This is a genomic window from Maritimimonas sp. 2405UD52-3, assembly GCF_056591715.1.
In genome coordinates, this window is the sequence record NZ_JBWQOL010000002.1 from 416,162 (window position 1) to 428,481 (window position 12,320).

A 12,320-nucleotide genomic window follows, 5' to 3' on the forward strand; every position below is an offset into this window, starting at 1 on the left:
GAAAAATATTTTCAACAAATGAAATAACAAATTGTAAGTCTTACTTACTATATATCACTTTTTCTAAAATCAGTTGGCGATTTACCAGTAATCGATTTAAAAAAATGGCTAAAATTACTCATACTTGAATAGCCAACACCTGTTGCTATTTCTGCAATTCCTTTGTTAGTGTGCATCAATTGATTCTTTGCTTCAGTAATTCTTTTATTAGACAAATATTGAAAAGGTGTTATACCAAAAATCTGGCGAAAATTGCGCAACAAATGATTTTCAGAGAGCAAACTAATTTGTGCTAAAGTTTTTAATGTGAGGTTTTTGCTAAAGTTACTATCGATATAGTCTTTAGAGTATAACACTCTTTGATAAATTTCCTCTCGTGTAGATTTCTTCTTTGAATTTAATAGTGAAGCTTGGTAAAAATTGCCATTGTTTTGTTGTAAAATGGCTTGTAAAAGGTAGTGATAATACTCTTCTTTTTCAATGTCCTCAAAACCTAATTTAGATTTTATTCGGCCATACTTTAAAAGTTCAGAAACTAATCCGTTGTGATAATAGTTTCTTTCATAAAACTTAAAACCTTGATTAATTTTTGTTTTAAAATCTAATAAGTTCTCATCAGAAGTTTTTAAGGATGAAATGAAATTTGACACAAAATCTGGCGAAAAAAACACGCAGAAAGATTCGGTTTCTTTTAAAGTATCGATTGTCAATCGATATTTAGTGCACTCGTTTAAAACTAAAAAATTACTTTGGTTTACGTTGTATTCACGTTGTTTAACTTTATAGTTTGCCTGTCCATCATAAAAAGATTTGACAGATAAAAAACAATCGCCATACCACTCGTATTGCTTTGCTTTTTGATGTATTATGAAGTTTTGTATCACATAATAAATATATATAAAAACTTCTTTAGTAATTCTTATATCAAAATTGAGCTGAACTTTATGCTAATTTTCCATAATACCTGAATTTTATTTGTTGTATTTGATTAATAATTTGAAGTATAAAGGATGTTTATCCTTGTAATACGCCAAATGGCTTTCGCCACTTTCAATATCATAATTAGCTCTGCTTAATTGATAGTGTGCTTCCAGAGCCTTTGGTGAAATGTCTTGATTTAAGGATTCTCGCTTCATAATTGTAAGTTTTGGTTAAACAATATTTTAAGCTACAACCAAACGAAAGCTAAAATCACAGCTCAAAAGGAAACGGAATAAATAAGCAGTGGAAGCAGCGTGGACTTTATGCCGTAGTCTTTTGATGGGTGATTTTACGTGTTTAACTTGCTGGGATATTGTATGATAATAAACTCTCAATCGAAGAACTAAGGTTGAAAAAACGTAAAATTTATTAATCCCTATTGGAAGAAATAAGGTTTGATTTTCAAATGAAAGCATACAGCATCAATCTATAATTCGTCTTAAAAAAAGTGAAAAATATTGTACTTATGTTGTACCTAAAATGGCTTATTAATTACTACCTTTTAAATAGGCAAAAGATATACTTGATTTGACTTTCGCAATTAATACTAATCAATGATGTCATCAAGTGCAAAAATCAATAAGAAAATAACAATGCATATAGCACATCATTCTTTTAGAAATATTGCTAGTGATTCCATTCACCCTTTGATGCTCCAAAAACTCTATCGTCATAGTGATTTAAAAACCACTATTAACTACCAAGCCAATTTTATACATAAAGAGGCAGATGATGCTCTTGAAAGTATTTTAAATTTCTTACAAAAACAATTCCGCATTATACAAAAGAAGCTATTCTTAATACAGTACCTGTTATTTTAAAAAAATGGATATCTTAAATGTAGATATCAAAGTAATCCAATATAATCTAGGTTCGTTTTATAATTTCTTCAAACCTAAAGAGAACTTTATCAACAAATTGTTTATGTAATTATCTTTAAAGTAATTTAGGCTTTGTCAATGACAAAGCAGAACAATTTATAAATTTTCACCAAAGTCAGTAGTTTTTAATTCTGTTTGGTTTAAAAGTAATTCATGTAGATATATGAAATCGTAACTATTAGAAAGGTAATTAAAAAAGCTGTATACGCTATTTCCAATTGCACATAATTTCTTGAAATGCTTTTACTCATAAAATAGTTAAATCTTGTCAGGTTACCTATTTGTAAGTTTTGACTTTTCAAGACTTCTTTCATTGAGGATTCGTATTCTTCGAATTCAGGTAATTCAAACAGCATAAAGTTATTTTCTTCTAAATTTGGATATTTTTTCTTTATGGTTTTATTAAATACTTTATACATAGTATAGCTAAAAGGTTTAGCCGCAAGAATTGCAAAAATTAATGAAATAGAAAGCCCAATAATTAATATCGGAATTATTTGATGGCCGAAAGACGAATTTCCTTCAAAATAACCTTCAAAAACTATCAACGCCGAAATTATTGCAGTATTTATTCTAATCAATATTGCTGCTTTTTTATCAGCAATAGCAATCGAACTCATTATTAATCTATTTTGATTCTTTAAATAAACTCCGAATGATTTTCTTGGCTCTTTTTTTGTATCATAAGTAAAATTATTTTTCTCTTTTGAGATAAACTGCTCACGATTCATCTCATTAGTTATTGGTTTTTCATTTTCCATTGTTTTCATAATTTGAATTGCAAAATAGCTTTTTAGGAATTCTTAAACCAAACATTAATATTATAATTGAAAATTAGACGTAAATATTTTTCTTAGATTATGGTAAAAGTTCAAAACGGATACATTTTTTAAAATGACACTTTTGCCGAAATTTTTGGCTTTACTTGAAAAGTATCAATACTATCGAAAAATCTTTCAAAATGAAAGTGGAATACTTAAAAGAGATACAGACTTTTTGGCATCAAAAAAACCTACCTTTCATATGTCTAGATATGTATTTTCCACCACTCAAATTTATACCCATGTTTTAGATAGAAAACTGAGCGATGATATGGATATTTTAAGAGCCAAATTAGGGAATCAAGAAAGTGTTTGATTTGCTAAATTTAGGATAATAGGAAAAATAGTAACTTATCGACTTTAAACCAATTTTTAATAAATCATTTGAAAAAGGTCAAAATTTTTACAACAGGTGGTACTATAGTAGGACTTGAATATACTGACGAAACTGAAAGACAAAATCAGAAATCGATAAGTATTGAGAATTATCTCGTCCGAATGAATATTCAGTTTAATTATGAAATAGAGTCTCTTTTTAGTAAGGATAGTCGTTTAATAACAAAGAATGATAGAGATTTTTTGACAAAAAAGATAAAATCCACGGAAGCGAACCACGTACTAGTTACTCACGGTACTTTCACTATGGCAGAAACAGCAATTCATTTGGGCAAATTGAGTTTAAAAAAAGTCATTGTTTTAACGGGGGCTTTTGTTTTAGGCACTCAACCAGAAACTGATGCAATATTTAATCTTGGCTTCGCTTTATCTGCCATCCAATTTTTAAACGAAGGTGTTTATATCTGTATTAATGGAAAAGTCTTCAATTGGGATAATGTTAGAAAGAATACTTCACTTAATATTTTTGAATCCATTAGACCTAATCTAAGAAATTAAGTAAACTCAGGGATACAATTTTTTAAATCTTTGAAAGGAAGAGCTCGTCAAATCGTTGATAAAAAAGTTATTTGTAACTTACTAGGCAAAATGAATGCGTTTTATAAGTTTAAATAATCACTAAATTTTGAAAGTTTTTAATAGGAGTGTTAATGGTGTCCATATGTCCGAGGTTAGAACTTCGTTAGGTGATATAAATGTATCAACTTCATTTTCAAAATCGGTAATCGGTAGGTCTACACCTGGCTTAGCAATTAAGTATGTTAAAAATGGTAAAGAAAAGTATAGTGTAAAAAACAAAGTCTTATCTGTAAATAGAGGTGAATTTATTGTTTTAAGAAATGACACCCACTTTCAAGCATATAACGAAACAAATAAATTAGGCACTAAAGGGTGCTGTATAAACCTTAATATAAATCATTTTTCTTCTATAGATAGAATTTTAAATAACGATATATTATTTGAAATTCCCTTTTCTACTTCAAACTCTACCAATATAGGAAAGAACTTATTCGAAATATCCAATGATAGTCGTTTTTATTCTAGTAATATTCATCAAAAAGTCACAGATTTTTCTGATTTACTAGAGTTTTTCAGTGAAAGAATTTACGAGTTTGACGAAAGGCTATCTGCATCGCAGAAAAAACTAATTACAAGACAAAATATTCTTAAAGCATTATTTAAATCTAAAGACTATCTGTATAAAAATTACACAAAAAAAATTACTTTGGATGATTTAGTATCTGTTTCAGGAATTTCAAAATATCATTTTCAAAGGTTATTTTCGAGATGCTTCGGACAAACACCTTTGCAGATACAACAAGATTTAAGAATAGATAAAGCAATTAGTATGATTGGTCTACAAACTTACAGCCTTTCAGATATAGCATTTCATTTAGGATATAATGATTTAGCCTCTTTCTCTAATCATTTTAAGGATAGGCTAAATACTTCGCCATCAAATTATCTAAAGTCACTTTAGAAATTAGCAAGATTTTACAAATTCTTCCTTTCACATCAATTTACATTTGGTTATAGCGAGAAATGTTTCTTGCCTTAATCAATAATTGATGACTATGAACAAATATTTTTCACTAATTCTTTTGCTTACTGTTGTAGTAGGCAATGCACAAACTGATACTACAGCTGTAAAAACTATCAAAGGCATAACGGATAAAATGCTAGAGCTTATATCCGTGCCTATTGGTGAAAATCCTGATTGGGAAGAGTACAGAAACCTCTTTCTGCCTACCTCACAGAAATATTCATTAAATCCAAATGCTAGGCCAGGACGTGAGGTGCGCGCATGGAATTTAGAGGAGTTTATAAGAAATGTGGGGCCATTATTTGGACGCGATGGGTTTAAAGAAATTTCAATTGGCTTAACTGTGCATGAGTACAATGGTATCGCCATAGCGTTCCAAGCTTACCATTCAAAAAACTTGAAAGGTACTTACGAAATGCGAGGTGTCAACACTTACCAATTAGTTTACAAACAAAATCGTTGGTGGATTGTTAATGGTCTTTTTGTCAATGAAGACCCTAAAAATAAAATCCCAGAAGAGTATATAAAAAAGAAATAAAAATATAATATAAAATGAATGCGCATAATGAATAGTAAAACAAAATCAACAAATCTAATAGCAATAGTCATAGGATTCATTAGTATTTGTATTGGTATTTACAACGTACTCAAAGGTGATGCGTTTAGTTTATATTTCTTTCCGTTGTTTTTAGGAATTTCATTAATAGGAACAGGTTTAATAAATAACAGTGACCAAAATGCTAAATAAACGAGATTGGTTTGAGATTTTTGAAACCGCCATTACGTGGATTGTAGTTTTAGGAATGCTCGTTTATGCTGCTGCCAAAATAGTACAATTTGACAATGGTAAAATACCAGATGTTAAAGTCAGCGAACTTACAGGGACGCAGTTAATGTGGACGTTCTATGGCTACTCAAAACCTTTTGTATATGTATTGGGAACCTTTGAAATTATAGGAGGGTTACTCTTGTTCTTTAAGAAAACTCGTTTGTTAGGTTGTTTATTTACAACAACAATACTTGTTAATGTCATTCTTCAAGATGTTTTTTATAGTGTCCATCTTGGTGCACTAAAGGCAGCAATTATCTATCAAACAATTATCATAGTAATTCTTTGGATACATAAAAATAAGGTTCTAAAAATTATTAAAATACTAACTCAAAACACATCTATAAAGCAGACCAAAAGTAAGTGGTTTCTGAAACTTGCATTAGCATTTAATGTGTTTGCAATTTTAAGAATCTTAGAATACTACATAACTACTAAATGGAGTAATTAAAAATCTATAAAACACATATCAAATATGATATATATGATTAGAATATTAGTGTTATCAGTTTTTGTACCTGCAATACCATTTCAAAAAGGTAATACTGAAAAGATAATACAAGGGCATACACTTTCTATTCAATTTTCCAATCTAAAATTGGAGGGAACTATTTATTTAGAATTGCTTAATGACAACGAAGAAACAATAAAAGAAATTAAGCAATTAGTAGATGGTAAAGACTGTAAAATTAGCATTAGCGGAATACAGAAAGGTCAATATGCAATTCAATATTATCATGACCAGAACAACAACGGTAAAATGGATACGAATATGTTTGGTGTACCAAAAGAGGGCTATGGTTTTTCTAATAATGCGAGAGGTTTTATGTCTGCGCCAAAATTTGAAAAACAACTCTTTCTTATAGAGAATGATACTACCATAACGTTAAAAACTAAATATTAAAAATGAAAGTAAAAGTAAAAGTTACAGTCACGCTACTTCTGGTTATTGGCCTAAGTTTAAAAGCACAAGAAATTGACATAAACTATTATCCGGATTACAATGGTGAAGTCAAAAAATCAGAATACAACAGAGGTTTAGAGATTTTAAAAAACTCATATCGACAAATAATTGAAATTAGTAATCGAGAACCTAATTATGCCGATTATTGGAATGTCGCAACTGCATTTGCTATTATGCAGGTGAATAAAGAACAGGTTTGGGAGTTTTTGAAAAAATCAAAGTCTATGAATAATGAAAGCTTCTGCATCGTCGCCAATTCTTCGACCGCAACTAACGATGGATTAAAAGGCACAACATTTTATAAGTTTCTAGGTGATGAATATGTGGAGTTTATTTCAGACTGTGAAGGAATTACAAATACACCTGTATCCATCGAGAAGAAGATGAAAATAAAAGAAAGTTTAGACCTTAAAAAATTAAATGAAACCCTTATAGATAAACTAATTGTTCTTTCAGAAAAAGACCAAAGATATAGATACGATAGAAAAAAATATTATGATAATGTAGAAAAACAAAGACGCTTAGATAAGGAAGTACAAGAAGAAATGGTACGTATTCTAGATGAATATGGTTATCCAGGTAAAGACATGGTGGGCGAACCTTTTATGAATCAGGCATGCATGTTTATAGAACATTTTGTATCGCTTGAATATCTTGAAAAATACCTACCTATGGTTGTAGAAGCTTATCATAATAATCAATTGGAGAAGAACTATGTAACAATGCTTATTGACAGAAAATATAATAGAAAAAGAGGAAAACAAATATTTGGCAGTCATGCAGGTGTGCCATTTGAGTCACCGGAAGAATTGAAGCGAATTAAAGCTAAATACGGACTGGATTAAAGGTAAATCATGAATAATAAACAAAGCTTCATTGTTTTTTTTGCTTCGATACTCATAACATTTGTTTGTCTCTACATAGTGTTTAAAGAAAAATCATACGACTTATCAGAATTAGATAAGGAAGAATTAAAAAAAGAGCTAAATGTAATCGTAGAAGCCGACCAAAAATACAGAAGTTACATGGCTGTAGGCACTTTAAATGATTCGATTATAAAACTAGATAAGGATAAGGGAAATACTTTGCCTCTCATCGAATATTTAAAGTTTAGAAAATCTATAAAGAGAGAACTTACAGAATATCAAATCGATTCTCTTTGGGAGTTGCAGCATCAAATAGACTATGATAATTATATAAAAACAAAAAGCATTATTAAAGAATACGGATATCCATCGAAAGAACGTCTAGCCATGGAAAGCGATAAACTTTTTCCGATTCTCTTGCATCCGCCAAAAAGTATAAATCCACAAGATTATTTGGATGAAATGGTTAAAATTTTAAAGCCTGAAGTTTTAGATAAAAGAATGGCACCTAAAAGCTATGCTATGTTCTATGATGATATTATTCATAAAATATTAAAACAACTTCAATTATACGGCACAGGCAAGGAGTTTAATGAACAAACAATGACTTTAGATTCACCAACAATAGAAGATATCGAAAAAACGAATAGAGCACGGAAAGAAATAGGTTTGGAAGCATTAAGAGAAGGTGAATATCGATTAAAAAACAAATAACTATGAATATAAAAACCAAAATCACCATTTTAATCAGTTTATTATTACTTATCGTATCGTGTGCAACTGTACAAAATAAAAAAGCTGACAGTAACCAAAACCTTAAATGGCAAATTCTCGAAACTGAGCCTTACAGAGGTAAACAAGACGACATCATTTTTACAGACAAAAACACAGGTTGGTACGTTAATGGCTATGGAAAGATTTTCCATACCAAAGATGGTGGGACAACTTGGGCAAAGCAATTAGAACAAAAAGGTACATTTTTTAGAACCATTGCCTTTATTGATGAAAATGTAGGTTTTGCAGGTACAGTAGGTACAGAATATTTTCCAAACGTAACCGATACCATTCCATTATATGGAACAAAAGATGGAGGCAAAACATGGAAACCAATTAATTATTCCGGTCCTTATGTTAAAGGTTTATGCGGAATGGATATAATTGAAGAAGAATACATCAATCATGGCGTATTAGATACAAAGTATCACATCTATGCAGTTGGCAGAGTAGGGAGTCCTGCAAACTTTATGGTATCTCACGATTCTGGTAAAACATGGACATCAAAGTCCATGATGGACGATTGCAAAATGTTATTTGATATTAAAATGTTTAATAAAAATGAAGGCATAGCGTGTGCTGGTACCAATGCAAATGTAGCTGAATCTAATGCATTAATCCTTAAAACCTATGATGGTGGTGAAACTTGGAAAAAAGTGTATCAATCTACTAGGCCTTTCGAAGGGACTTGGAAGGCATCCTTTCCAACAGATAAAGTGGGTTATGTGACCATACAATCTTATAACAGAGACCCAGATGTGGTACAGCAACGTATTGCAAAAACTACAGATGGTGGTGAAACGTGGACAGAAATCAATTTAGTTAAAGATAACGCAGCACGACAATTTGGGATAGGTTTTATTGATGAAAATCATGGCTATGTTGGTACGTACAATATTGGTTATAAAACTACAGATGGTGGAAAAAGTTGGGAACGCTATGACTTAGGGCAAGCCTGTAACAAAATAAAAATTTATGAAGACGAAAAAGGAAAACCTTATGGCTATGCTATTGGTGTAAATGTGTTTAAGCTCATTACAGAAAATTAAATACTGGTAAAGTCATATTAAAAGACATGAAAGAAGCACTTAAATTATTACTCATTCTATTACTTACAAGCCACCTTAGCTGCAGTGATAACGATAATACTATAGAAAAAAGAATAGACGCTTTATTTTCAGAGTATAATTCTAAAACGCCTGGTGTGGCCATTGGAGTTGTAAAGGATGGTGAATTGATTTTTAAAAAAGGGTATGGTTCTTCATCACTAGAATATGATGTGCCGATAACATCAACCACAGTGTTTCCTATGGCGTCTGTTTCCAAGCAATTTACGGCATTCGCAATATATCTTTTAGAAAGTGAAGGTGAACTTTCGTTAGAAGATGACGTTCGTAAATATATTCCTGAATTGCCAGATTATGGAACTACTATAAAAATTAAGCATCTATTGGCGCATACAAGTGGTTTAAGAGACCAATATGCATTACTTACTTTGGCTGGTTGGAGAATGGACGATGTCATATCCACAAGGCAAATTACGAACTTGGCCTTACGGCAAAAAGCTTTGAATTTTGAACCGGGAACAGAATTGGGATATATCAATACAGGCTATACATTTTTGGCTATAATTATTGAGAAAATTACTCGAAAATCCTTTGCAGAATATACAAAAGAGCAAATTTTTAATCCTTTGAAGATGTATGATTCTCAATTTTATGACAATTATAGAAAGGTTGTTAAAAACCGAGCGCATCCTTACGAAAAAACTAATGACACAACCTATTTAAAACAGGATATCAGCTACCAGAATGTTGGCCCAACAGGCTTATATACAACCGTAGAAGATTTGGCAAAATGGGTTAACAATTTTGAAAATCCCATTGTTGGTGATAAAAAGGTATTTGATAGATTCAACGAGTTCTCAAGATTAAATAATGGTGAGAAGGCAGTTATTAGAGTTATGGCAGATGGTGACACACTTTTTCATGCCAAAGGTCAATATAGAAGAAAATATAGAGGTCTAAAGTTGTTAAGTCATGGAGGGCATCATGTTGGTTTTAGAACATTTTTAGGAAGATTACCAGATGAAAACTTGTCGATAATAGCTTTAAGTAATGACGAACATTACGATATACTAGAAAAGAATTTTGCAATCGCTGATTTTTATCTTGAGGATATACTGCTTCCAAAAAAAGAAGAAAAAGTAGCTAACCAGCAAGTTACTAACAATACACCACCAAAGACATTTACAAACGATTTACAACAATTCGAAGGTAATTATTATAGTGATGAATTAGCCACAAACTACAACATAAGGGTTAAAAATGGAAAATTAGTAATGCAGCATAGAAGGTTGAGTGACATGGTATTATCTCAAAGTGATGATAGTGTATTTTCTGGCGCGAATTACTTCTATTTTCAATTAAAATTCATCAAGGAAGAAGCTGTTGTATCTGGTTTTGAAATATCAACTTTTGGTATCAACAAAATGAAATTTAAAAAATCACCTGAAACTGTAAAAATTGAATATTAATCTAAAATTTAAATAAAATGAATGAGTCAAAAGAATTTATGCTGCTGTTTAGATATGAACCAAGCAACGAAGAACCAACACAAGAACAATTACAAGAAATGCAACAACTTTGGGGAGAATTTATTGGAGGAATTGCAGCGCAAGGCAATCTTGTAAGTACGCATCAATTAGGATTTGAAGGCAAAAGAGTTTCACCAGACCTATCTACACAAGATGGATTCTATATTTCAGATAATCAGATTATTGGTGGAAATATGATATTAAAAGCAGCATCTTTTGAAGCCGCATTGGAATCAGCTAAAAACTGTCCGATACTTAAAATGGGAGGCAACATAGAAGTAAGAGATATTATACCTATGAACTAATAACCACTCAAAAATGAATAAAAAAATGATATTTACAATAATCGCAATTGTACTTGGAGTATTTATAGCTCTAGGACTTTTTAAGGCAAGCAAACTACAAACCATTGAAATCAAAAAATCGGTAACAATAAATGGAAATATGGAAGAAGTTTTTGATATGGTCAAATACCTTAACAACTTTCCAAAATGGTCACCATTTTTAGCGCAAGACCCAGAACAGAAATATGAAGTCAAAGGGACAGATGGAACAATTGGCGCACAGTATCATTGGGATGGGAATAAAGGAAAAGACCTTGGTTATCAAGAAATTGTAAAAATTATACCCAATAAATTTATTGGAATGAAATGTGATATTCAAAAACCCTTTAAAGCACAGCCTACATTCGATTATAGTTTTGAAAAAACATCAAATGGTATTAAAGTTACCCAAGATTTTAAAGTTGAATCAGGAATGATGGATGCATTTTTTATGTGGCTATTTGGCGCGAAAAAAGGAATGGAAGAAACCAATCAACAAGGGATGGAATTATTAAAGAAAGCTGTTGAGAATAGTTAAATTTAAAATAATTAACGCAGAAATTATATGAATATGTTAGAAGAAGCGATAAACCTATATTCATATAAATAAAAGACTCTCTTCATACATTTTTTTGGATTTTCAATAATATTTTGGAATTAGCATTAAGGTTTTTTATGGTTATCAAAATTTTGTTAAAGGCTTTTTCGTGTGGTATAAATATAATCACGACAATTAAAGGAATTTTAAATGGTTTTATATATAAGACAGTATGATATGAGAAAATTAACGTGTTGCTTTATTTTATTAATAAGTTTCTACTCTTGTAATAAGAATGATACTTCAATTCAAGAAAATTTGTTTGCAGGATTTTATACTATCGAATCTATAAAATCAAAAGAGTTTGTGGATTTAAATGGTGATTTACAACAATCTATAGATTTAAAAATTGAAATTGACCAATACTTCATTGATGAGGATTACGATTTAGAGATTAGACCCAATTTTACAAACGATTCTGAGTTTCAATTAATTTTATTGTCTTTACCAGAACCCTATCTTTCATTTGATTATCCTAGTCATCCAGATGGATATGTGGAGCATGCGCGAGGTGGTTCAGCCTTTCAATATGAGTTAAGAAATGAAAATATTTTAATTTACGAACCTACCAATGAATTTGTTACTATCGATAAATTTCAAATGGAAGAAACAGGAGCGATTAATGCAACTATTTTAAAAAACTATTACGATTTTGCTACTCAAAGTTGGAGAGAACTAGAAATAGATGTCATTTATAAATTATTGCAATAACCTTATGTTGAGTAGTAAGTTTAAACATTACATGCCG

General features: G+C 30.6%; 17 protein-coding genes and 1 pseudogene. 15 read left to right on the top strand and 3 right to left on the bottom strand.

Annotated features, from left to right (window positions below; genetic code table 11):
• Positions 1–47: 47 nt before the first annotated feature.
• Positions 48–884 carry an AraC family transcriptional regulator gene (locus tag AC1EU5_RS06195; RefSeq protein WP_480191500.1) on the bottom strand — a complete coding sequence of 279 codons (837 nt, stop codon included), beginning with the start codon at positions 882–884 and terminating at the stop codon, positions 48–50.
• Positions 885–971: 87 nt separating this feature from the next.
• On the bottom strand, positions 972–1,136 hold the full coding sequence (locus AC1EU5_RS06200) for a hypothetical protein (RefSeq protein ID WP_480191501.1): 165 nt from the start codon (positions 1,134–1,136) through the stop codon (positions 972–974).
• Between the two features lie 402 nt (positions 1,137–1,538).
• Here AC1EU5_RS06200 and AC1EU5_RS06205 point away from each other — a divergent pair.
• Positions 1,539–1,739 (top strand): annotated as a pseudogene (locus AC1EU5_RS06205) (recombinase); the annotation flags it as partial.
• Positions 1,740–2,002: 263 nt separating this feature from the next.
• On the opposite strand, the gene AC1EU5_RS06210 reads toward AC1EU5_RS06205, so the two are convergent.
• Complete coding sequence (locus AC1EU5_RS06210; RefSeq protein ID WP_480191502.1) at positions 2,003–2,632, bottom strand: Pycsar system effector family protein; 630 nt, start codon at positions 2,630–2,632, stop codon at positions 2,003–2,005.
• 133 nt (positions 2,633–2,765) lie between these two features.
• Between AC1EU5_RS06210 and AC1EU5_RS06215 the strand changes: the two genes are divergently transcribed.
• From AC1EU5_RS06215 to AC1EU5_RS06280, 14 genes are all read left to right on the top strand, one after another.
• Complete coding sequence (locus tag AC1EU5_RS06215) at positions 2,766–2,999, top strand: hypothetical protein (RefSeq protein WP_480191503.1); 234 nt, start codon at positions 2,766–2,768, stop codon at positions 2,997–2,999.
• A gap of 68 nt (positions 3,000–3,067) precedes the next feature.
• Complete coding sequence (locus AC1EU5_RS06220) at positions 3,068–3,577, top strand: asparaginase domain-containing protein (RefSeq protein WP_480191504.1); 510 nt, start codon at positions 3,068–3,070, stop codon at positions 3,575–3,577.
• A gap of 163 nt (positions 3,578–3,740) precedes the next feature.
• Positions 3,741–4,559, top strand: a complete 819-nt coding sequence (locus tag AC1EU5_RS06225) for a helix-turn-helix domain-containing protein (RefSeq protein ID WP_480191505.1) — start codon at positions 3,741–3,743, stop codon at positions 4,557–4,559.
• Between the two features lie 94 nt (positions 4,560–4,653).
• Positions 4,654–5,160, top strand: a complete 507-nt coding sequence (locus AC1EU5_RS06230) for a hypothetical protein (protein WP_480191506.1) — start codon at positions 4,654–4,656, stop codon at positions 5,158–5,160.
• A 27-nt stretch (positions 5,161–5,187) separates the two neighbouring features.
• Entirely contained in the window at positions 5,188–5,370 is a 183-nt protein-coding gene (locus AC1EU5_RS06235; protein WP_480191507.1) for a hypothetical protein, read from the top strand.
• Entirely contained in the window at positions 5,360–5,902 is a 543-nt protein-coding gene (locus tag AC1EU5_RS06240) for a hypothetical protein (RefSeq protein WP_480191508.1), read from the top strand. Before AC1EU5_RS06235 ends, AC1EU5_RS06240 begins: the two co-directional genes overlap by 11 nt.
• 33 nt (positions 5,903–5,935) lie before the next feature.
• Entirely contained in the window at positions 5,936–6,355 is a 420-nt protein-coding gene (locus tag AC1EU5_RS06245) for a DUF2141 domain-containing protein (RefSeq protein ID WP_480191509.1), read from the top strand.
• 2 nt (positions 6,356–6,357) lie between these two features.
• On the top strand, positions 6,358–7,260 hold the full coding sequence (locus AC1EU5_RS06250; protein ID WP_480191510.1) for a hypothetical protein: 903 nt from the start codon (positions 6,358–6,360) through the stop codon (positions 7,258–7,260).
• Positions 7,261–7,269: 9 nt separating this feature from the next.
• On the top strand, positions 7,270–7,995 hold the full coding sequence (locus AC1EU5_RS06255; protein WP_480191511.1) for a hypothetical protein: 726 nt from the start codon (positions 7,270–7,272) through the stop codon (positions 7,993–7,995).
• Between the two features lie 2 nt (positions 7,996–7,997).
• Positions 7,998–9,104, top strand: coding sequence for a WD40/YVTN/BNR-like repeat-containing protein (locus tag AC1EU5_RS06260; protein ID WP_480191512.1), 1,107 nt, complete (start codon positions 7,998–8,000; stop codon positions 9,102–9,104).
• Between the two features lie 26 nt (positions 9,105–9,130).
• Positions 9,131–10,591, top strand: coding sequence for a serine hydrolase domain-containing protein (locus AC1EU5_RS06265; RefSeq protein ID WP_480191513.1), 1,461 nt, complete (start codon positions 9,131–9,133; stop codon positions 10,589–10,591).
• Positions 10,592–10,608: 17 nt separating this feature from the next.
• Complete coding sequence (locus AC1EU5_RS06270) at positions 10,609–10,956, top strand: YciI family protein (protein ID WP_480191514.1); 348 nt, start codon at positions 10,609–10,611, stop codon at positions 10,954–10,956.
• Positions 10,957–10,981: 25 nt separating this feature from the next.
• A complete protein-coding gene (locus AC1EU5_RS06275) occupies positions 10,982–11,512 on the top strand; it encodes an SRPBCC family protein (RefSeq protein WP_480191515.1) in 531 nt (176 codons plus the stop codon).
• A gap of 237 nt (positions 11,513–11,749) precedes the next feature.
• Positions 11,750–12,283 carry a hypothetical protein gene (locus AC1EU5_RS06280; RefSeq protein WP_480191516.1) on the top strand — a complete coding sequence of 178 codons (534 nt, stop codon included), beginning with the start codon at positions 11,750–11,752 and terminating at the stop codon, positions 12,281–12,283.
• Positions 12,284–12,320 lie beyond the last annotated feature (37 nt).